A 20951-nucleotide genomic window follows, 5' to 3' on the forward strand; every position below is an offset into this window, starting at 1 on the left:
TTCTAAAATTATATTTCAGCTATAATCACGATCCACTAAAAAATCATTTCACTTACTTCGTAAATTCAACTTTGTAAATTTTAGACCATAGTTTTCCGGTAATTAAGAAAGTATCACCATCAACATAGGCAATCCCATTCAAAACAGCCTCCTCATTGGTTTGGTTCATTTTAACTAAATCCGAAAAATCTGCTTTAGCAACCACAATTCCTGTACTAGGATCAATTTTTAAAATGATCGGTTCATCAAAAACATTGGCATAAATAAATCCGTTAGCGTATTCCAATTCATTAATCCTAGAATAAATATTTTCATAACCAATTACTGAAATACTCTTTTTTAAATTAAAATCTTTATCATAAAATTTTAATTCTGAAGATCCATCAGAAACAACCATTTCATCTCCTATGGTTGTTGCTCCCCAACCTTCATATAAAGTCCCCGGATAGTTGAATTCTTTTAAAAGTTTAAAATCTGATGCATTATAAATGAATCCTTTTTTCTCCCTCCAAGTAAGTAAATATAATTTCTCATTTAGCAAAGCAAACCCTTCTGCAAAAAATTTAGGGTCTATTTTAACGCTTTGAGAGTAAGAAGTTGAGCCTAATTTATATTTAACTAATAATGATTTTCCATAGAGTCCTGAACTTTCCGTAATCCATCCGTCTTTATAGATAAATCCTTGTGTAAATAATTCCGGATTGTGTGGAAATTCTTGGATCAATTTATAATGTAGATCCTTTTCTTTTTCGTTTGGAAACACGGTAAAAGTTGCATCAATTTCTTTTTTATATTTTCCGTTATAATTGATTGTGAGTACTATATAATTTGTACCCAACTTAGCATTGGATTCATTTAAAGTAATATTTTTTTTATCGTATGTTTGATTATTCAACTTAATACTATACGAATCAATAATTCCATCTTGTGTATTAAATTCTAAAGGTAATTTATCTCCTATGTGTAAGGGTTTATCATCTAATTTATCGAAATTGGTACTAATACTTATATTCTTAGGATCTTTACAACCCACTATACTTATATCAATCAGCAAACATAGTATTAATTTTGTTATTAGATTTTTCATTTTATATTGCTTTTGATGTATAAATCCTATTTTTTGCGGTCACTAGTATGCAAATTCCTGCGATAATAAAGGGTACACTTAACCATTGTCCGGTATTTAATCCCAGCCAATTAATATATTCTTCTCCCTGCGGTTCCTTAAAAAATTCTACGATAAACCTGATACCGAAAAGTACAATTAAAAAATACCCAAATATCCAACCCGAATATTTCTTTTTATCGGTTTTTAAATAGATAAACATAAGGGATATAAACAAAAGTAAATAGCCAAAGGCTTCATATAATTGAGAGGGATGGCGTGGAACAATACTTCCGTATTCATCGGTATCCTGTTGTATAAAAAGTACAGCCCATGGAAGTGAAGAAGGCTTTCCAATAATTTCCGAATTAAAAAAATTTCCAAAACGTATAAACATTCCTCCTATGGAAACCGGAATAACTATTCTGTCTAATATCCAATAAAAAGTTCGTTTTAAATATTTTCTTGTAAATAGATATAAAGAAATTAGAATTCCTATAGCAGCTCCATGACTGGCTAATCCTGAATAGCCTGTAAATTCAAAATGAGGTTTAGTTCGTATGGGTAAGAAAACCGCTAATGGATCTTGTATAAATAATTGTTTTTGATAAAAGAGTACATGTCCCAATCTAGCTCCTATTATAACGGCCAGAAACATATAGATGAACAAGGGATCTAATAATTTTTTATCTTCCTTATCTTTTTTAAAAATAAACTCCATGAGATAAAAACCTAAGCCAAAAGCAATAACATACATCAAGCTGTAGTATCTTAAGGTAAAGCTGCCTATATGTATACCTAAACTCGGATCCCAAGTAATATATAAAAGTTGATTCATCTAGTTTTAATTATGTTTTTTATGTGGCACCGGATCGTACCCCTCTCCTCCCCAAGGATGACAACGAAAAATACGTTTACTTCCCAACCAAAATCCATAGAACAGTCCATGAATTTTTAATGCTTCCAACATATATGCGGAACAGGTGGGAGTAAACCTGCAATTATTTCCCATCCAAGGAGATATAGCGATCTGATAAAAGCGTATTAATACAACTAGTGGGAATATTGCTATTTTCCTTATCATTATATCAATTTCTTTACAAAGATACGGTTTTCTCTAAGATGATATTATGCGTTAATAAATATTTAACAGGCTAAAATTAACCGGGAAATATTGAAAGGTTTTAATCATGGTTTACCAACCTAAATAAAGGCTTCTTTTTATATAGGTTATATTTATTATTTTTGCGTAAAATTTTAATTCAGTAATGACAGAAAGTGGAAAGATAGAATTGATGTGTCCGGCAGGTAATTTTGAATCATTGCAAGCAGCTTTGGATAATGGTGCAGATTCAATTTATTTTGGAGTCGAGCAATTAAATATGCGTGCGCGTTCATCTGTTAATTTTACTTTAGACGATTTGGAAGAAATTTCCAAAAGATGTTCTCAAAAAGGGGTACGAACGTACTTGACCTTGAACACAATTATTTATGATCACGATTTATCCATAATAAAAACTGTCTTGGATCGAGCAAAATCTGCTTCTATAACAGCAGTTATTGCCATGGATCAAGCGGTTATTGCATATGCAAGACAAATTGGAATGGAGGTTCATATTTCAACTCAAATAAACATTACCAACATTGAAACGGTAAAATTTTATTCTTTATTTGCCGATACTATGGTTTTAAGCAGAGAATTGAGCTTAAGCCAAGTTAAAAAGATCACTTCTCAAATTAATAAAGAACAAATTAAAGGCCCGGGTGGAAAATTAGTTGAAATTGAAATTTTTGGACATGGCGCTTTATGCATGGCTGTATCGGGGAAATGTTATTTGAGTCTACATTCTCATAATTCTTCTGCTAATCGGGGGGCTTGTAAACAAAATTGCAGAAAGAAATACACCGTTATCGATCAAGAATCCGGTTTTGAGATTGAAATCGATAATGAATATATGATGTCCCCTAAAGATTTATGTACAATTGATTTTCTTGATCAAGTTATTGATTCCGGGTTAAAAGTATTGAAAATAGAAGGTAGAGGAAGAGCACCGGAATACGTGGCTACTGTAACTAAATGCTATCGTGAAGCCATTGATGCCATTGCTTCTGGATCTTTTACTAAAGAAGCTGTAGCCGAATGGATGAAAAAGTTAGAAACTGTTTATAACCGAGGATTTTGGAGCGGTTATTATCTTGGGCAAAAATTAGGGGAATGGTCTGATAATCCGGGATCTAATGCTACACAAAAAAAGGTTTATATTGGAAAAGGTCGACATTTTTACCCTAAAACTAAAATTGGTGAATTTGAGATTGAGGCTTATAGTTTAAATGTTGGTGATAAAATATTAATTCAGGGACCTACTACCGGTTCACAAGAAGCTGAAGTTTCTTCGATGATGGTCGATGATATACCCGCTCAGGAAGCTAAAAAGGGAGATATACTTACTTTACCTATTGGTTTTAAAATACGTCCGTCCGATAAATTATATAAAGTTGTTAAAGCGTAGATTTTCGATTTTTTTAATTAAAATATGGTAATCATTACATTGCAAAGAGATAAATGCATAGGATGCAATTATTGTTCGGAGTTTGATCCTGAAAATTTTCGCATGTCTAAAAAAGATGGAAAATCTGTTTTACTTAGGTCTATTGAAAAAAAGGGTTTTTTCACTTTAAAAAATCCTGATAACTATTGTTTTGAGGCTGCAGATAAAGCGGCTAAAGCCTGTCCTGTTAAAATTATTTCTGTAAAAAAAATATGATTCATGTTAAAAAAAGAGGCTCGTAAGAATTTTCTAATGTTAAGATCTATGCTTACGAAAAAGCAGGTATTATCTAAATCTGAGCAAATTTTTTTACAGTGGAAAAATTCTATTTTGTCCGACTACAATTCTTACCATATTTTCTTAACTATTTCTGATAAAAAGGAGATTGATACTTCTTTTATACTAAATTATTTGTGGGCTAATCAAAAAAAGGTTTATTGCTCCAAAGTACATCATAATTCTTTATTACATTTTGAACTTACTCCTGAAACTAAACTTGAAAAAAATTTGTGGGGAATCCCTGAACCGATAGATCAAGATAATATACAGATTATGAATATAGATTGCATTTTTACTCCTTTATTGGCTTATGATATTTTAGGAAACCGCGTAGGATATGGTAGAGGATATTATGACAACTTCCTTATAAATCACCTTTCCTCTACTAAAGTTGGACTTTCTTTTTTTGAACCCTTGGATTCAATTAACGATATTTCAAGATCGGATATACCTTTGGATTATATTATAACTCCCAATTATTGTTCGGTTTTTCCAATTGAGGTAAAGTAAAATTTAAATTCCGATTTAAATTTTTCCGGATTCTTTTTTAAAATATAATTTGCTTGGGATCTCTGAGTAGAGAAATATTTTTTCTTATTATTATAATAATGAACCTTATAATGTACTACTCCTATTGAATCATTAAGAATCGTAGTGGTATCAGATTTTTTCTTTTCAAGTTCAATTGTAACATATTTTACCTTTAAAGAATCCAAATTATTCACAATTTTACTCACATACACCGTGTCTTTTTTAGGAAAATACCCTTTTAATTGTGAAACTATAAGTGTATCAATCTCTTTGTTTGATTTATTTTCAGTTGCTAAAATAGCTAAATCATAAACTTCTTGTAACTTTTGTTCTGTTATATGTGATATTACTGCCAATGAATCCATTTTTTCAGAAGCATAATAATTTTTATTGTTATATTCTTTTATTTTAATAGGATCTTTTTCTCCTTCGTAATATTTTTCCTTCTTACAAGCTACAAAACCTATTATCAGAAAAACTATAATAATTTGAATTATATGCTTATTTTTCATTTTTTTGTATTTTGAATTTTATTAAATCTATTTTTTTGTTCTTATTAATCTGGCTGTTAATCAGAATATAATTTTTGAGTGAGGTAGTAGGTGTAGTCATAAAGTCAATGTATTTTTTCTTATCCAGCACTTCAACACCAAATAATTCGTTATCGTAAACCTGATAAATAAGTGCATCATCAGCAATTAATTTATTTAACTCTTCTTTTCTTTGTTTTATTAATTGCGATTTTTTATTTTCATCTGCATCATTTACACCAGTTGAATAATAATATAACATGATAGCATAATCATCAGGCCTCAATTTGAAGTTTCTATTATTCTCTTCTCCCTTATCTCTTATTTCTTTAAGTCCGACTACAAAAGATTCCCTTTTATACATAGGTGAACTTATAGTCATTTTGAGAGTATCTGTTGATGATCGATAGGTAAAACAACCATTAGAAACGGTATAATATTCAGGAGATACTCCATTTTTTTGGATAATTATTTCTAATTTGGATTTTATTAAAGAGCTTCTATCGGCATCATAAAAACAAAATTTGAAGGTATTTCTATATTCGTAATATTTATCAATTGAAAAAACCACAACTAATAATGCGATCAATCCTAACAGTATATATATTAATTTTTTAATGCCAAACGAATGATTTTTATTTTTAGTTACGTTTATGCCTAAAGATTCTGTATGTATAGCTTCATCATCATAACCATTAGTTTTTACCTCTACATTTTCTAATGAATTTTTTTTATCACCTCCAACAGTTTTATTTATCAATGGCTCATTCGACACATGTGAATTAAGATTGCCTTGAGATATTTTAGATTGATATTTTTCCTGAAATTCTGTCCATCCCCTCTTATATCCACAATATTGAGTTAATAAATTGAGCATATCAATTCTGGGTAATTTTTCAAATGAAGATTTAAAATAGGTATAGAACCATTTTTCGCTAACGTTTCCTCTAACTTTCTGTCTTAAATGTTCTTGAAAATATATAATGTCTAATCCTTTCCATTTTGAGATGTCAGGATTTAAGGTAGGAAAATCTTCTAAAAAGGTTTGGGTAACCTCCTTTTTTAATTGCTCAAAAAGTATTTTTTCCTGACCCTTCATTTGTAAAATAATTTTAACACACTGATAATCAGTATATATTTTTTGTAAAATTCAAAAAACAGTTTTTACAAAAATATTACAAGCATTTGAATCTTGCAACAAAGTTTAACTCTCCTATCTTTGTTTCTCTAATTTAAATTATATATAATTAAAAAAACTAAAAAATGAAAAAACTAATTTTAAACATTGCAGCTGTAACTGTTATTGCAACAACTTCTTTCATCGCATGTGATAAAAAACAAGCTAGTAGTGATGCTGCTGCTACAACTGATTCTACAGCAACTGCTGCTCCAGCGGTTGATTCTACTGCGGTTGAAGAAGCTCCTCAAGCTCCTGCAACAGATACAGTTAAAGCTGAAGCTCCTAAAGCTGAAGAAGCTGCTGCTCCTAAAGCTGAAGAAGCAAAATAATTTGTTTAAATTAAACAAAATTAACAAAAGGTTACAACTTTTTTGTAGCCTTTTTTCCGAAAGTAAATTTTTACTTTTTTAAAACTTAACAAAAAAAACCCCAAGTGATGAATAAAAATTTTTTAAAATTTACTGCCATCACGTTACTTAGTATAACTAGCTCCTTCATTGCATGTGAAAATAATCATAAAAATAAACCCAATGAAATAAATTCCGTGCAAGGTCTAAATGCTCAGCCTCAGCAAGAAATTGCGCCGGCACCTCCTATAGACAGTTCTGCTAACCTTAAGAACAATAACAATCCAGCTATCCCGGGCATGAATGCTCAACCACAGCAAGAAATTGCTCCCAGCTCAGCATTAGATGAAAGCAACTAAAAAATAAATTAAATTTCAAAAAATCATTTAAAAATTTATCGTTATGAAAAAAACAATTTTAAACATCTTAACTATTGCTACTATTACTTCTATTTCTTTTATTGCTTGTGAAAAAAAACAAGTTAATCATGTAGATGCGTCTAGTTCTACTGCTGATTCTCTTGCAAAAGATACAGCGACCTTAGGTGAAAAAATTGGAAATTTCACCGATTCTGCTACCGCTCATATAAAAGAAACAGCTCATGAAGCTAAAGAAAGCTTAGACAAGACTGTAGATAAAGTTAAGGACGAAGCAAACGATCAAAACCATAATATCAAAGAAACAGCTAATAATGCTAAAGAAGGCGTAAAAAATGCTGCTGAGGATTCTAAAAATGATATTAAGGAGGCCACTAAAAAATAATTTTTGGATAAATATCTAATATATTTTCATAAAAAAAGGCATTGAAAATCAATGCCTCTTTTTTTATATTTATATTCTTTAATTAATTTTATTACTCGGATTGTTTATCATTTAATTGATCACCAATTTTTTGTGAAGCTACAAAAGAAGTAATTGTATTAGTTAACATATCACTTGCTGCACTCGGATTATTGGGCAGCAATATTAAATTAGATCGAGAACTGGCCCCTATGGAGCTTAATGTATCGTAATGTTGAGTAACCACAATTAAAGAAGAGGCTTCTTGTGAGTTTATATTTACTCCGTTTAATACTTTAACAGATTCTTCTAAACCTCGTGCAATTTCTCTCCTTTGATCGGCAATACCTTTTCCTTGTAATTGTTTACTTTCTGCTTCCGCTTTGGCTTTAGCTACAATTTTTATACGCTCTGCTTCTGCTTCATATTCTGCGGCAACCTTTTCTCTTTCAGCTGAATTTATTCGATTCATTGCTTGTTTAACCTGCTCATCGGGATCAATATCTGTAACTAAGGCTTTCACAATGCTGTGTCCATAGCTCTGCATCGCTTCTTGCAATTCACTTTTAACAGCAATTGCTATGTCATCTTTTCTTTCAAATACATCATCTAAACGTAATTTAGGAACTTCAGCCCGAACTACATCAAAAACATAAGAAGTGATTTGTTCGTATGGATTTTGTAATTTATAAAATGCATCATACACAGCTGTCTGAACTACTTGATATTGAACTGAAACTTTAAGATGGACAAATACATTATCTTTTGTTTTAGTTTCAATCATAACATCTAATTGCTGGATTTTTAAATTCACTTTTCCTGCAATCTTATCTATGAAAGGGACTTTAAAATTAATTCCTGCATTTCGTGAGGAATTAAATTTTCCGAATCTTTCAATAATTACTGATGTTTGTTGCTTTACAACAAATATAGGCGCACCTAAAAAGAATAATATAAACAGAACAAATAGTAGTATAATACCCATAATTTATCAAATATTTTTAGTTTTATTAAAAGCAAATATAAATAATTTTATTTTATCGTATCTTATTGAGGTCTCTGTCCCATCAACATTAAATATGACTTTAAAAAATCATCTATATTACCATCCATAACTGAGTCAACGTCTGAAGTTTCAGTACCTGTTCGAACATCTTTAATCAATCGATAGGGCTGCATTACATAATTTCTTATCTGACTGCCCCATTCTATCTTCATTTTACCCGCCTCTATTTCGTCGCGTTTCGCATTTCTTTTTTCAAGTTCAATTTCAAATAAGCGTGATTTTAATAATTGTAATGCTTTTTCCTTATTTTGTAGTTGGGATCTACTTTCTGTATTTTCAATGATGATTTCTTTTTCTTCTGCTGTGTCTTCATCTTTATATTTATAGCGTAATCTAACTCCTGTTTCCACTTTATTAACATTTTGTCCTCCGGCTCCACTGGAACGAAACGTATCCCATGAAAGCGAAGCTTGATTAATCTGGATATCAATGGATTCATCTACTAAAGGATACACATACACAGAAGCAAAAGACGTATGTCTTTTTGCATTGGAATCGAACGGTGAAATTCGAACCAATCGATGCACTCCGTTTTCTCCTTTTAAATAACCAAAGGCATAGTCTCCTTCAATCTCTAATGTTACAGTTTTTACACCTGCTACATCTCCAGCCTGATAATTAAGCTCTTTCACTTTAAAATTATGTTTTTCTGCCCACATAATATACATACGCATGAGCATACTTGCCCAATCACAGCTTTCGGTACCACCTGCTCCTGCTGTTATTTGTATCACAGCGTTTAAATCGTCACCTTCAGATGATAACATATTTTTAAACTCTATATTTTCTAGCAAAGTTACTACTGCTTGGTAATGAGAATTTATTTCATCTTCGGAAACATCACCTGATTTAAAAAAATCGTATAAAACCACTAAGTCTTCATATTGTGAGTTGATTTCCTGGTACTCTTCAACCCATTTTTTTTTGGCTCTTAATTGTTTTAATATTTTTTCTGCTTCTTTTGGATCTTCCCAAAATGAGGGATCTGCAGATTTTTCTTCTTCATTTTGTATTTCTACTTGCTTTTTTTCTATTTCCAAGTATTCATACAAATCGTTTATCCTTGTCTGTAATTCTTTTAGGTTTTCTTGAGTAATCATAAGTAGTACAAAAATACAATGTAAAATTTTATAATTAAAATACCGTATTAAATAATATAATTCAACGTATCCCGGAATTAATTTTTTTTATAATCTGATAAAATAGTTCTAATTTAAATAAAAATTGATGAATTTTGTTTGTAAATTTGCCTTCGTTTTAACAGAGTTCATAATAATTATATACCTTAATGCCGAACATAACATTAATAATAAAAATTGTATTGTAAATAAGACATTTTATCCATATATATATTTAAGAGAATATGTCTTTCTTTTTTTAAATGAGTCTTAAAAATTATGTGTATATATGAAGTAAGCTAAACATTTTTTTCTAAAAAAAGTAGTAATGATCTTTCTATTTTGAGAAAAAATACCATTCCAATAGAATAAAACTAATTTACAAAGAAGATTTACGAACAAATTAAATGATATAATATAAAATGGAATTATTAAGTAAATTTTTTAAAGATTATCACCTTCAATTAATAGCAACTATAATTGTTATTATGGGGATATATTTTTTAAAACTTATTATAAATAAAATAATTTTAAAATATGGTAATCATACCCATATTAAAGAATTACGAACACGAGTAGTGATTAAATATTCAAGTATATTAATTAATATTTTGGGCTTTGTTCTTCTTATAACCATTTGGGGAGTTACTCCGGAATGGATATTTGCTACATTTGCCTCTTTTTTTGCAATTGTAGGTGTCGCTTTTTTTGCACAATGGTCATTATTAAGCAATGTTACTGCGGGGTTTATCATCTATTTCACAGTTCCATTTCGAATAGGAGACATTATAAAGATTATTGACAAAGATAATCCAATCACCGCAACTGTTGAAGATATTAAGGCTTTCTATGTTGTACTACGTACTGATGATGGATTACCGGTAACTTTTCCGAATAACTTAATTTTACAAAAAGCCATATTAACTTTAAACGCATCCTAATGAAATCTTTAAAAACCTTTAAATATGAAAAACTTTTTAAATCAATTAATTGTATTTACCCTTTTTATTAGCGGGGTAACATCTGCTCAAAATTTTAATAATTCCGGATTCCAAAATTTGAAAATCGGTGATATTCAAGGAATATTACTTACCGATGGCTATTTTTACAATCCTTCTGTACAACCCGAAATGGCGCCTGTAGCAAAAGCCGATGAGGTTAATAAAATACTTTCAGACAATTATTTACCAACGGATAAATTAGAATTAGCCTTAAATGTTTTATTATTAAAAAAGGATAACCATTTAATTTTATTTGACACCGGAACGGGAGAAATTAATGGTAATGGCGGAAAATTGCTTAACGCTCTATCTGTGGTCGGTATTAAACCGAATCAAATTACAGATATTGTTATTACTCATGCTCATTTAGATCATATTGGAGGATTGGTTGCCGATAATAAACCGGTTTTTCCGAATGCCACTATTTATTTAACTAAAAAAGAATATGATTTCTGGACAGGAAAAAAACAGGATTTTTCAAAGTCTAAACGATCAGGAAATGAAGCTGAATTAAAAGAAAGTATTAAAGCAATCAGTACTAAATTAAAATCGATAAAATCGAAAATTAAATTTATTAAGGATAAGGAAACCATTTTAAATTGCATTACATTTTCATTAGCTCCGGGACACACTCCGGGACATATTATTTCAACAATTTATTCCAACAATGAATCATTGGTCCATATTGCTGATTTAGTTCATTATGGAGTATTATTATTCCCACATCCTGAATGGGGAACATCTTTTGACTGGAATTTTGATTTGGCAGTTAAAACACGTATTTCCGTTCTTGATACTTTAAGCAGGGATAAAACCCTTGTTTTTGGTTATCATCTTCCTTATCCGGGTATTGGCTATGTCAAAAAAACAAATTCCAATAGCTTTCAATGGTTAACTTATCCCTTTTTGACTCCTTTACAATAATAATAAAGAAAGGCTATCCATTGATAGCCTTTTTTACTATTTATTTTTATGATTATGCTAAAGCTTTTGTAACCTCATTTGCCGCATCTTCTAAGGTAATAGCAGATATAACTTTTAATCCACTTTCATCAATCATTTTTTTAGCTATTTCTGCATTAGTTCCCTGTAATCGTACTATGATTGGAACTTTTATAAAATCGCTCATATTTTTATAGGCATCTAAAATGCCTTGCGCTACTCGATCGCAACGAACTATACCTCCAAATATATTTACGAGTATCGCTTGTACTCTATCATCAGCTAAAATTATTCTAAATGCTTTTTCTACTCTTTCAGCGTCAGCAGTTCCCCCAACATCTAAAAAATTTGCCGGGTCTCCTCCTGAAAGTTTAATAATATCCATTGTTGCCATAGCTAATCCGGCACCGTTTACCATACATCCTACATTGCCTTCTAGTTTTACAAAATTTAATCCTGCCTCTCCTGCTAGTACTTCAGTCGGATCTTCTTCTCTTATATCTCTTAGTTTCACATATTCGGGATGCCTGAAAAGAGCGTTGTTATCAATAGTAACTTTTGCATCTACTGCCGCAATTTGATTATCTGATGTCTTTAAAACAGGGTTTATCTCGAATAAGGTGGCATCGCTTTTTATATAAGCTTTATACAATGCAGTCACAAAGGTTACCATATTTTTAAATGCCTCTCCGGATAATCCGAGATTAAAAGCAATTTTTCTTGCTTGAAAATTCTGTAAACCAACCGATGGGTCTATTTCTTCATTAAATATAAGTGATGGAGTTTTTTCTGCTACCGTTTCAATGTCCATTCCTCCTTCTGTAGAATATATAATTACATTTTTTCCTTTCACTCTGTCTAATAAAACTGACATATAAAATTCTTCAATTGTATTCTCTCCGGGATAATACATATCCTCCGCAATAAATACCTGATGAACTTTCTTACCATTTTTAGGTGTTTGGGGAGTGATTAGATTCATCCCTATGATTTCAGAAGCGATTTCTTTAACATCATCCAAAGATTTTGCCAATTTAACTCCTCCTCCTTTTCCTCTTCCTCCTGCATGAATCTGAGCTTTTACCACCCACCATTTAGTACCTGTTTGATCATTCATTTCTTTAGCTGCTTCTACGGCTTTCTCCGGTGTAGTTGCAACTATTCCTCTTTGAACTCTTACTCCAAATGATGAAAGTATTTCTTTTCCTTGATATTCATGTAAATTCATGGCTTATTACTTTAGATTTATATTAATCTACTTCAATTTATTTAAATGCTATAAGGACAAATATACAGATTTTTTAGATGAGATATTTATTATTTAGTAATGCAGGGGTATAAATAGAATTCAATTAGTAAGAAAATTTAAAATTGATGTTTTGGCTATCTGAATTTTTCATCAAAATTATATATAGCTATTTTAAAATAGAAAAGCGTTTCCTTTAGATTATTGGGAAACGCTTATTTATATATTAAATTTTATGAATTATTTTTTAATAAATCTATATTTTTTTATTCCGTTAGAGGTATTTATTTTTAGAACATATGATCCTGATTTCAAATGACTCACATTGATTTCATTGGATGATTGAATAGTTCTATTGATTACTTCTTTACCTGTAAAATCATATATGGTAAGGGATTTTACGATTAGATCTGTATTAGATTTTATATGTAATATATCCTCAACCGGATTTGGATAGATACTAACTTCGTCGCCATTATTTGCATTTTCTTCTAATGAACGACTTTTAACATTTGTTACAGTAATAGGAAGATAATTTACTTTAGCTCCATCCAAAGTTTGCCATTGTTGATTTTCATTTTCGCGGGCAAAAATTCTAATTCGGTAATTTCCATTTGAAACATTATTAGGAATAGTTAGATATAATGAATAGGAAGGATAGTAATATCTCGCTCCTAAGTTTATAGTTTGTTGAGAAAGAACATATTTTATCTCATCATTTTCATTAGTTAAAGTGATTGCAATTTTCCCTATAAAATCTTTACATCCACTATTTCCGAAAGAAAATTTGGTATAAATGGTATTACCAGGATTTACTTGATTTTTATCCACATAAAAAGGAGTTTTATCTAACATAGAAAGATTATGTGATTTTACGCCATTTAAAACATCAATTATGCTGGTATTATTTACGTTCGTTGCTGTTCTTATAGCACTATATTTATCTCCTTTTTTCTCAACAACTTTTAGTTGATATTTTCCAGATGGTATATTACTATCTATTGAATAATAATTATAATTAAAATTAAGTGGATGAGCACCTTCATTTAATATTGATACAATATTCCCATTTAAATCACATAGAGCCATATAAAAATTTAGGTTATTTATTGTTTTTTCAATTCCTATATTATATATTTTATGTAATTCAGTAAAACATTCTTCTTTATAAACTTTATTTTTTGAAATGGTAAAATCGTTTACAAAATATCTGGCAACTTTACTTCCACCTTCATTAGGTTTTATATTAATTCCTATCGATTGCTGATATTTATATTCTAAGGGCGCGTTGGAATTATAATATCCGTTTTGATATCCTCCCCATCCAAAATTAAAATGTAATAATCCGTTTGAATCGTATCCGTCACAAACAAATGAATGTCCACCATTTCCACTTTGTCCGGAGTAAATAATAGGTCTATTATTATTTAATTCTTGAGTTATAATCTTATTCCATTCTTCATCACTTATAATTATCTCATTTACATTAGAGTAGTATTTACCTCTTACAATATAATCTATACTTTGGTCATAATCAAAAAAGGTGTATAAAGCTTTTAATGCATCTTCAGTATATGCCCCACTTCCATTTACTCCATACTGCATTTTGGCACTAGCACCTACATGATACATTAAAAGCGCAACAGCATTAGCTTGTTGGCTAGTATATGAACTGTTATAATTATTTAGCATATTTGCCCATTGGTAAGTATATTTTGAAAGGTCAATATCAGGAATATTATATACCTGTTTATTATAAGAATCTGTGGTTTGATACGCAGGAATTTTACCTATACCTGATTTAGGGTGTTGGTGAAATTTCATGATCTGAGCTGTAGCTGTTGCTACACAACCGGTATAAACTTTATAAGGAATTAAGTTATTAAAAGGCGCATCTTGATTCCAATTGGTTTTAATTAGAGGTTGTAATTCTATAGATTTATTGATTTTAAAAGTTTTTTTACCACTTCTATATTCCTCCCATTCCAACTTTATTTCTTTTGATGCTTCTGTTGATTTATTAAACGCTTGTTGCATACCCATTTCTATAGATTTCATCCAAGATTTAAAATTTTCCGGAAGATGGTTTACATCATAAGATCCGGTTTTTGAATATCCGATGATGGGATAATTAATGTCGTCTGCTGAGATAATTATAAAGCCTTGATTATTTCCTATATTATACACGTAATAATACTTGTCTGTTAAACCTTTCTTATTTTTTACATCATTATTTAAACTTGTATATACTAAATTAATTTTTAATCTAGAGATCTTTTGACTTACATATACATTATTACTTAAAAAATTTTCAGCAACATGTTTTGCTTCTATTTGATCAATTTGTTTAGACCATAGCAGTAAATTACCTAATGCAAATAGTAGTAAAAAAGATATAAGTTTTTTCATAATACATTTTTTAATTATATTCAAAAATAATAAATAAATTATTAATTACCTTATTAAAAAAAATAAAATATTTATTTTATAATATTTTAATAATAAAAAAGGTTTATGATTATTAATAAGTGTTGTTTTTTTTAATTAGATTTTTATACAAAAAAGGGTGAAGAAAATTCTTCACCCACTTAAATTTTATAAATTTTATTGAAAATTTAAGTAAAATTATTTTTTAATAAATTTATATTTCATTATTTCTTTAGACGTTTGGATTTTTATTATGTAAGCTCCCGAAATTAATGAACTCACATTTACCCCGTTAGAAGGATCTATATTACCTTGCAATACTTCTTTACCTGATAAATCATAAATTGAAATGGATTTAATTTGCTGTTCTAAATCAGATTTGATGTACAAAATATTTTTAACGGGATTAGGATAGATTACAATTTCATTTGCTTCATTTTTCAGCTCTTCTATTCCCAGTTTACCATTTTCTATGGTTAGAGGAAGATAATTAACAGTTGCTCCTTCCAACAATTGCCACTCTTGCCCTTCATTTTCACGTGCAAAAATTCTGATTCGATACTCACCACTAGCAGCATCATCTGGTATGTAATCTGAAATCATATAGGATTTAAAGTAATAACCCTCTTTTAAATTATTTATTAAATCTTTCCCAACTATATATATTAGTTTATCCTTCTCATTAGTCAAAGCTAAAGCTATCATTCCATTAAAAGGTTTACATCGATTATTCCCAAATGAAAATTCTACTTGCAGGTAATCTTTAGGCTTAGCTTTTCTTATGTTGGCTGTAAGATCTTTATCATTTAATAAATTAAGGTTATGCGATTTAACACCATCCAGTAATTCAATTATACTTGTATCATCTACATTTTGAGCCGTTTTAATTGGTATATACGCATCTCCTCTCTTTTCAACTACTTTTAAACGATACTTCCCTGCTTTAATAGAACTGTTTAGCGTATAATAATTATTTTTAAAATTATACGGATTTGTACTTTCATTAAGTAGCGTTACCATTTTATTATTAAGATCATATAAAGCCATGTATTGATTTTTTAATATAATGGTATCTTCTACACATATGTTGTATAAATCATGTTTTTCAGTAAAACATTCATCTATATATACTTTATTAGTTGAAATCGTAAGCTTATTTACAAAATATCTATTGACTTTTTCTCCTCCTTCATTGGGTTTTATATTTATACCAATACTTTGGCCATATTTATATTCTAATGGGGCATTTGAATTGTAATATCCGTCTTGATGTCCTCCCCATCCAAAATTAAAATGCAAGAGTCCGTTGGAATCGTACCCATCACAAACAAATGCATGTCCCGTTCTATTTTCCGTGCTTCCTGAATAATAGATAGGCCTACCTTCATTTAATTCTTTTATTATGATAGTATTCCATTCTTCATCACTGATAGGTATTTCATTTAAATTAGTAAAATATTTGCCTCGAATTATATAATCTATACTTTTGTCATAATCATAATAAGTATACAACGCCTTTAAAGCATTCCGGCTAGAAGTCCCGCTTTCTTTTACTCCATATTTCATTTGGGCACTTGCTCCTATATGATACATTAAGAGCCCTACAGCCTTTGCTTGTTCATTGGTATAATTAGGACTAGGTGAATTATAATATTCATTTAACATATTTGCCCAATCATACTCGTATTGCTTTAAATCTATCTGCGGTATATTATAGGTTACATTGTTACTGGGGTCTGTGGTCTGATAAGCCGGAATGATACCAGTTCCTTTTTTAGGGTGTTGATGAAATTTCATAATCTGTGCGGTAGCCGTTGCTACACAACCCGTAAGAACTTCATAAGGAATTTGACTATTAAAAGGTGTTCTTTGATTCCATTTTGTTTTAATAAGCGGTTCTAGTGCGGTAATTCTGGTTTGGATGCTTTTTTTTGAACTTCTATATAATTCCCATTCTTTTTCAATTTCTTTGGTAGGTCTGGTTAAATTATCAAAAGCTTGTTGCATGCCTAATTCTACGGCTTTCATCCAAGATTGAAAATTATCAGGAAGATTAGCAACATCATAATACCCTGAGTTGGAATATCCTATGATTGGATAATTTATATCATCTGCTGAAATAATTATAAAACCTTGCTTTGTTCCAATGTTGTAAACATAATAGTACTTTTGTGAATGATTTTTCTTTAATTTATTTACCTCACTCTCTGCAGTATAAACTAATCTTAATTGGCTACTTATTTCTCTATGTTGAATGGAATTAATGTTTTTTTTTATAAATTTTTCTGCAACTTGTAAAGCCTCTGCAGGATCTACTTGTTTTGACCATAATTGAATATATGTCAAAACAAAAAGAATAATAAATATATGTTTTCTCATGATAATATTTTTAATATATTAAAATTTGACAATAAAATTACATTAATATTTACAAATTATCTATATTATTAAAAAAAATATTTAAATTAAAATATATTTTTTTTAGATAAATTACATATATTATATATCACTTTATTACACACATATTCATTTGACCTTTTTTTAAAATTTTATGTATATGAAAATTTTACTCTTTTTGCATAAAATAAAAGGTTGAAGATAAAACTTCAACCTTTAAAAAAAATAATTTTAATAGTAATTTATTGCTATTTACATTAAGTATATTATAAAATTATTTATCCATTCTGCTTATGCTTACTATCTCAAAGTGTCTCTTTTAACCATTTAAAAAATTCTTTTTGCCAGATTATCCCATTTTGAGGTTGTTGAACCCAATGGCTTTCTTCCGGAAAATACAAAAGTCGGCTCTTTATACCCTTCAACTGCGCCGCTTGAAAAGCTTCAAGCCCTTGAGTATAAGGAACTCGATAATCTCTTCCCCCATGAATAATTAATATAGGAGTATCCCAATTTGAAACTAATTTAATAGGATTAAATTCTTTGTAAGCTTTGGGTTGAGGATTTTCCCAATAAGATCCTCCTATATCATAATTGGGAAAGAATATTTCTTCGGTTGATCCATACATAGATTCTAAGTCAAATACCCCACAATGTGAAATAAAAGTTTTAAATCTTTTCTTATGAATACCTGCTAAATAATAAACCGAATAACCGCCATAACTGGCTCCTACAGCACCTAAACGATTTTTGTCCACATAGGGTTCTTTTGAAACTTCATCAATAGCAGATAAATAATCCCTCATAGGTTGTCCACCCCAGTCACCTGATATCTCTTCGTTCCATTTCACGCCGAAAGAAGGCAATCCTCTTCGATTGGGGGCTACAACAATATAACCATTGGATGCCATAATCTGAAAGTTCCAACGGAAACTGTAAAATTGAGATACCGTACTTTGAGGCCCTCCTTGACAGTATAATAAAGTAGGGTATTTTTTATTTTTATCAAAATCAGGAGGAAATATTACCCAAACCAACATTTTTTTTCCGTCGGTTGTATTAATCCACCTTTCTTCTACTCTACAACTTTTTATCTTTTGATAGAGGTCATCATTTACTGAAGTTAACTTAGTTTCAACTCCGGTTTTAATATTTACTTTATAAATTTCAGACGCATGATTCATGTCTTGACGCTCTCCAACCAAATAATCTCCGGTGTTACGTATACTAACATAATCATGCTGACCGTTTGTAATTTGTCTGATTTTTTTTGTTTTGATATCTAACTCAAAAAATTGTTTAGTAGCGTTGATACCGGCCAAAAAATAAATTTTCTTTCCATTTTTAGCCCAAACATAGTCTATTACCGTATTATCCCAAGTTGAAGTTAAATTTATTGTTTTTTTAGTAGCCAAATCATAAATTTTCAGATCATTCTTATCTGCCTCATATCCGTCTGTTTGCATTGATAACCACGCCAACATTCCACCTTTTGGACTAAACTTAGGGTTAGTATCGTATCCTTTATTTTCAACAGTTAAATTTTGCGTTTGTTGTGAAAATATATCATAAAGGTATATATCCGTATTGGTTGAAATTGCATCTTGAGTTCCGAAAAGTTTTTTGGATTGGTAAACTAAATATTTACTATCAGGAGAAAATGAATAATCTTCGGAATTATATTTTTCATCCTTATTGATATCCACCAAAATTCCGTTTGTACTACCAATGAATATATGTTTAAATTTTCCGTCTTTCCAGGTATCCCAATGTCTATACATTAAATGATCATACACTTTCACATCTGATTTTTCCATTATTGGATATATATCTGTGCCTAAAACTTTTTCTAATTTCACCGGTTTAGATATAGCAAAATAGTTGGAATTATTAGCATAAAGTAACCCGGAAAGAATTTCGTTTTCTTTATTTATTTTTTCTGTTTTCTTAGTTTTTAGATTATAAGAATAGATATCATCTCCCACTGAATATATAAATTCATTTTGTGAATGAAAAGATAATGCTTTTTCCTTGTCTTTACTTTCAGTAAGTCTGATAATTTGCCCATCTAAATTTAGATGATATAAATCTCTGGTACTGCTATTTTCATCAACATTATAATATTGTACTCCATAAATAATGTCTCCGGTATCATTTACAGCGTCTATAGATACCCTACCTAAACTCCAAAGTAATTCAGGAGTCAAATTTTGTTTTTGTGCCATAGTAAAAATCCCAATTAGAATTGATACAAGTAAACTACTTTTTCTCATTGCTAACTCTTTCCGTTTTTTGAAATAATTTCAAAATTAACATTTTCTTAAACACTTATTTCATTACTTCTTAACTTTAATCAGATTTATGGGTAAATTAATAGTCATTATTTTTATATTGGCACAATTATTTCAAGATAATATAGTTAATATAAATATTTTGTAATCATGGCAATTTTAGTATTACTGAGACACGGTCAGAGTGTTTGGAATCTGGAAAATAAATTTACCGGTTGGGTTGATGTAGAATTATCCGACAAAGGAAAAGAAGAGGCTAAAAAAGCCGGCGATCAGCTTAAAGGTTTACATTTTGATTATGCGTATTCATCTGCTTTGAAAAGAGCTCAAGAAACATTACAAATCGCGTTGAATGAAGCCGGAATAAAAAATGTACCCACGAAATTTGATAAGGCGTTAAATGAAAGAATGTATGGAGATCTACAAGGCTTAAATAAGGCTGAGACAGCTAAGAAATTTGGAGATGAGCAAGTTCATATTTGGAGAAGAAGTTACGATGTTGCTCCACCCAATGGAGAAAGCCTTAAAGATACCGCTGAAAGAGTAATTCCTTATTTTGAAAGTGAGATAGTTCCAAAAATTAAGGCTGGAAAAAATATAATAATAGCTGCACATGGAAATAGTTTACGTGCATTAGTTATGTATTTAGAAAAAATGACTCCAGAAGAAATTATAAAATTTGAATTAGCTACAGGAGTGCCCAGACTCTATGAATTAGATTCCAATTTACATGTTTTAAAGGTTAAAAATCTCTAATATGTTTTAACTTCTTATGAAATTAACAAAATTATATTTTTTAAGCTAGCTTAAAATAAAAATATTAAAAAAAGTTCTTTTCATAGTAAGTTATTCTCTTCGAATAGCTTTTCTCAAATATTTAACTAAACATATGGTCCTGATTTCAATTGAAATCAGGACTTTTATTTTATTCTTTTATTCCTTATAAGTTTTAATTTTTAATGAAAATTTCATTAACAAACTATTCAAATTTTAAGCTTTTATATACATATTTTTAATAAAAAAAGGTAAGTTTTTATATATTCATAAAACAATATTATATACCGATATTTATGTTGTTATACATAATATTAATATACATGTATTTTTATTCAATATATATTTGCGATTTACTATATCTTTTTATATATTTACAAAATATAAA

Annotated in this window: 20 protein-coding genes; 9 read left to right on the plus strand and 11 right to left on the minus strand. The window is 29.6% G+C overall.

Annotated elements, in window-relative coordinates:
• Positions 1-52 precede the first annotated feature (52 nt).
• Genes GFV01_RS03055 through yidD form a run of 3 tightly spaced genes read right to left on the minus strand, consistent with a single transcriptional unit; the run spans position 53 to position 2189 of the window.
• A complete protein-coding gene (locus GFV01_RS03055) occupies positions 53-1087 on the minus strand; it encodes a glutaminyl-peptide cyclotransferase (RefSeq protein ID WP_160564693.1) in 1035 nt (344 codons plus the stop codon).
• A 1-nt stretch (position 1088) separates the two neighbouring features.
• The gene (gene lgt, locus GFV01_RS03060) at positions 1089-1943 is read right to left on the minus strand and encodes a prolipoprotein diacylglyceryl transferase (RefSeq protein WP_160556900.1); all 855 of its coding nucleotides are present in this window, start codon (positions 1941-1943) and stop codon (positions 1089-1091) included.
• Positions 1944-1949: 6 nt separating this feature from the next.
• Entirely contained in the window at positions 1950-2189 is a 240-nt protein-coding gene (gene yidD / locus GFV01_RS03065) for a membrane protein insertion efficiency factor YidD (RefSeq protein ID WP_160541664.1), read from the minus strand.
• A 184-nt stretch (positions 2190-2373) separates the two neighbouring features.
• Here yidD and GFV01_RS03070 point away from each other — a divergent pair, with 184 nt between their 5' ends.
• From GFV01_RS03070 to GFV01_RS03080, 3 genes are read left to right on the plus strand one after another with little or no spacing between them, the layout of a single operon-like run.
• A complete protein-coding gene (locus tag GFV01_RS03070; protein ID WP_160556899.1) occupies positions 2374-3615 on the plus strand; it encodes a U32 family peptidase in 1242 nt (413 codons plus the stop codon).
• 24 nt (positions 3616-3639) lie between these two features.
• Positions 3640-3870, plus strand: coding sequence for a ferredoxin (locus GFV01_RS03075; RefSeq protein ID WP_160556898.1), 231 nt, complete (start codon positions 3640-3642; stop codon positions 3868-3870).
• A gap of 3 nt (positions 3871-3873) precedes the next feature.
• Positions 3874-4443 (plus strand): 5-formyltetrahydrofolate cyclo-ligase, encoded by a 570-nt coding sequence (locus GFV01_RS03080; protein ID WP_160564695.1) that lies wholly within the window; start codon positions 3874-3876, stop codon positions 4441-4443.
• Here the strand turns inward: GFV01_RS03080 and GFV01_RS03085 are convergent.
• Together GFV01_RS03085 and GFV01_RS03090 are read right to left on the minus strand one after the other, a co-directional pair.
• Complete coding sequence (locus GFV01_RS03085) at positions 4410-4976, minus strand: hypothetical protein (protein WP_160556896.1); 567 nt, start codon at positions 4974-4976, stop codon at positions 4410-4412. The genes GFV01_RS03080 and GFV01_RS03085 overlap by 34 nt on opposite strands.
• Positions 4966-6093 carry a hypothetical protein gene (locus GFV01_RS03090; RefSeq protein WP_160556895.1) on the minus strand — a complete coding sequence of 376 codons (1128 nt, stop codon included), beginning with the start codon at positions 6091-6093 and terminating at the stop codon, positions 4966-4968. The genes GFV01_RS03085 and GFV01_RS03090 overlap by 11 nt, the downstream gene beginning before the upstream one ends.
• A gap of 164 nt (positions 6094-6257) precedes the next feature.
• Here GFV01_RS03090 and GFV01_RS03095 point away from each other — a divergent pair, with 164 nt between their 5' ends.
• From GFV01_RS03095 to GFV01_RS03105, 3 genes are all read left to right on the plus strand, one after another.
• A complete protein-coding gene (locus GFV01_RS03095; protein ID WP_160564697.1) occupies positions 6258-6503 on the plus strand; it encodes a hypothetical protein in 246 nt (81 codons plus the stop codon).
• Between the two features lie 107 nt (positions 6504-6610).
• Positions 6611-6880 carry a hypothetical protein gene (locus GFV01_RS03100; protein ID WP_160564699.1) on the plus strand — a complete coding sequence of 90 codons (270 nt, stop codon included), beginning with the start codon at positions 6611-6613 and terminating at the stop codon, positions 6878-6880.
• A gap of 43 nt (positions 6881-6923) precedes the next feature.
• Positions 6924-7283, plus strand: a complete 360-nt coding sequence (locus GFV01_RS03105) for a hypothetical protein (protein ID WP_160556892.1) — start codon at positions 6924-6926, stop codon at positions 7281-7283.
• A 91-nt stretch (positions 7284-7374) separates the two neighbouring features.
• Here GFV01_RS03105 and GFV01_RS03110 read toward each other — a convergent pair whose 3' ends face one another.
• Both GFV01_RS03110 and prfB read right to left on the minus strand, forming a co-directional pair.
• The gene (locus tag GFV01_RS03110; RefSeq protein ID WP_160556891.1) at positions 7375-8286 is read right to left on the minus strand and encodes an SPFH domain-containing protein; all 912 of its coding nucleotides are present in this window, start codon (positions 8284-8286) and stop codon (positions 7375-7377) included.
• Positions 8287-8348: 62 nt separating this feature from the next.
• Positions 8349-9467, minus strand: coding sequence for a peptide chain release factor 2 (gene prfB, locus GFV01_RS03115; protein WP_160564700.1), 1119 nt, complete (start codon positions 9465-9467; stop codon positions 8349-8351).
• A gap of 440 nt (positions 9468-9907) precedes the next feature.
• Here prfB and GFV01_RS03120 point away from each other — a divergent pair, with 440 nt between their 5' ends.
• Positions 9908-10426 carry a mechanosensitive ion channel family protein gene (locus GFV01_RS03120; RefSeq protein WP_160564702.1) on the plus strand — a complete coding sequence of 173 codons (519 nt, stop codon included), beginning with the start codon at positions 9908-9910 and terminating at the stop codon, positions 10424-10426.
• Between the two features lie 24 nt (positions 10427-10450).
• Positions 10451-11410 carry an MBL fold metallo-hydrolase gene (locus tag GFV01_RS03125; protein ID WP_160564704.1) on the plus strand — a complete coding sequence of 320 codons (960 nt, stop codon included), beginning with the start codon at positions 10451-10453 and terminating at the stop codon, positions 11408-11410.
• 52 nt (positions 11411-11462) lie between these two features.
• On the opposite strand, the gene sucC is transcribed toward GFV01_RS03125, so the two are convergent.
• The 4 genes from sucC to GFV01_RS03145 form a co-directional block, all read right to left on the minus strand.
• Positions 11463-12656 (minus strand): ADP-forming succinate--CoA ligase subunit beta, encoded by a 1194-nt coding sequence (gene sucC / locus GFV01_RS03130; RefSeq protein WP_160564706.1) that lies wholly within the window; start codon positions 12654-12656, stop codon positions 11463-11465.
• A gap of 258 nt (positions 12657-12914) precedes the next feature.
• Positions 12915-15083 (minus strand): thiol protease/hemagglutinin PrtT, encoded by a 2169-nt coding sequence (locus GFV01_RS03135; RefSeq protein WP_160564708.1) that lies wholly within the window; start codon positions 15081-15083, stop codon positions 12915-12917.
• 216 nt (positions 15084-15299) lie between these two features.
• Complete coding sequence (locus tag GFV01_RS03140) at positions 15300-17480, minus strand: thiol protease/hemagglutinin PrtT (RefSeq protein WP_160564710.1); 2181 nt, start codon at positions 17478-17480, stop codon at positions 15300-15302.
• A gap of 323 nt (positions 17481-17803) precedes the next feature.
• The gene (locus tag GFV01_RS03145; RefSeq protein ID WP_160564712.1) at positions 17804-19771 is read right to left on the minus strand and encodes a S9 family peptidase; all 1968 of its coding nucleotides are present in this window, start codon (positions 19769-19771) and stop codon (positions 17804-17806) included.
• A 168-nt stretch (positions 19772-19939) separates the two neighbouring features.
• Between GFV01_RS03145 and GFV01_RS03150 the strand changes: the two genes are divergently transcribed.
• Positions 19940-20545, plus strand: coding sequence for a 2,3-diphosphoglycerate-dependent phosphoglycerate mutase (locus GFV01_RS03150; RefSeq protein ID WP_185150315.1), 606 nt, complete (start codon positions 19940-19942; stop codon positions 20543-20545).
• The last annotated feature ends 406 nt before the right edge of the window (positions 20546-20951 follow it).

Origin of the sequence: Apibacter sp. B2912 (genome assembly GCF_009827835.1) — a bacterium.
Classification (GTDB): Bacteria; Bacteroidota; Bacteroidia; order Flavobacteriales; family Weeksellaceae; genus Apibacter.

Coding starts and splice junctions, on each gene's coding strand:
- GFV01_RS03055 (WP_160564693.1), bottom strand. CDS start 1,087: ATGAAAAATCTAATAACAAAATTAATACTATGTTTGCTGATTGATATA.
- lgt (WP_160556900.1), bottom strand. CDS start 1,943: ATGAATCAACTTTTATATATTACTTGGGATCCGAGTTTAGGTATACAT.
- yidD (WP_160541664.1), bottom strand. CDS start 2,189: ATGATAAGGAAAATAGCAATATTCCCACTAGTTGTATTAATACGCTTT.
- GFV01_RS03070 (WP_160556899.1), top strand. CDS start 2,374: ATGACAGAAAGTGGAAAGATAGAATTGATGTGTCCGGCAGGTAATTTT.
- GFV01_RS03075 (WP_160556898.1), top strand. CDS start 3,640: ATGGTAATCATTACATTGCAAAGAGATAAATGCATAGGATGCAATTAT.
- GFV01_RS03080 (WP_160564695.1), top strand. CDS start 3,874: ATGTTAAAAAAAGAGGCTCGTAAGAATTTTCTAATGTTAAGATCTATG.
- GFV01_RS03085 (WP_160556896.1), bottom strand. CDS start 4,976: ATGAAAAATAAGCATATAATTCAAATTATTATAGTTTTTCTGATAATA.
- GFV01_RS03090 (WP_160556895.1), bottom strand. CDS start 6,093: ATGAAGGGTCAGGAAAAAATACTTTTTGAGCAATTAAAAAAGGAGGTT.
- GFV01_RS03095 (WP_160564697.1), top strand. CDS start 6,258: ATGAAAAAACTAATTTTAAACATTGCAGCTGTAACTGTTATTGCAACA.
- GFV01_RS03100 (WP_160564699.1), top strand. CDS start 6,611: ATGAATAAAAATTTTTTAAAATTTACTGCCATCACGTTACTTAGTATA.
- GFV01_RS03105 (WP_160556892.1), top strand. CDS start 6,924: ATGAAAAAAACAATTTTAAACATCTTAACTATTGCTACTATTACTTCT.
- GFV01_RS03110 (WP_160556891.1), bottom strand. CDS start 8,286: ATGGGTATTATACTACTATTTGTTCTGTTTATATTATTCTTTTTAGGT.
- prfB (WP_160564700.1), bottom strand. CDS start 9,467: ATGATTACTCAAGAAAACCTAAAAGAATTACAGACAAGGATAAACGAT.
- GFV01_RS03120 (WP_160564702.1), top strand. CDS start 9,908: ATGGAATTATTAAGTAAATTTTTTAAAGATTATCACCTTCAATTAATA.
- GFV01_RS03125 (WP_160564704.1), top strand. CDS start 10,451: ATGAAAAACTTTTTAAATCAATTAATTGTATTTACCCTTTTTATTAGC.
- sucC (WP_160564706.1), bottom strand. CDS start 12,656: ATGAATTTACATGAATATCAAGGAAAAGAAATACTTTCATCATTTGGA.
- GFV01_RS03135 (WP_160564708.1), bottom strand. CDS start 15,083: ATGAAAAAACTTATATCTTTTTTACTACTATTTGCATTAGGTAATTTA.
- GFV01_RS03140 (WP_160564710.1), bottom strand. CDS start 17,480: ATGAGAAAACATATATTTATTATTCTTTTTGTTTTGACATATATTCAA.
- GFV01_RS03145 (WP_160564712.1), bottom strand. CDS start 19,771: ATGAGAAAAAGTAGTTTACTTGTATCAATTCTAATTGGGATTTTTACT.
- GFV01_RS03150 (WP_185150315.1), top strand. CDS start 19,940: ATGGCAATTTTAGTATTACTGAGACACGGTCAGAGTGTTTGGAATCTG.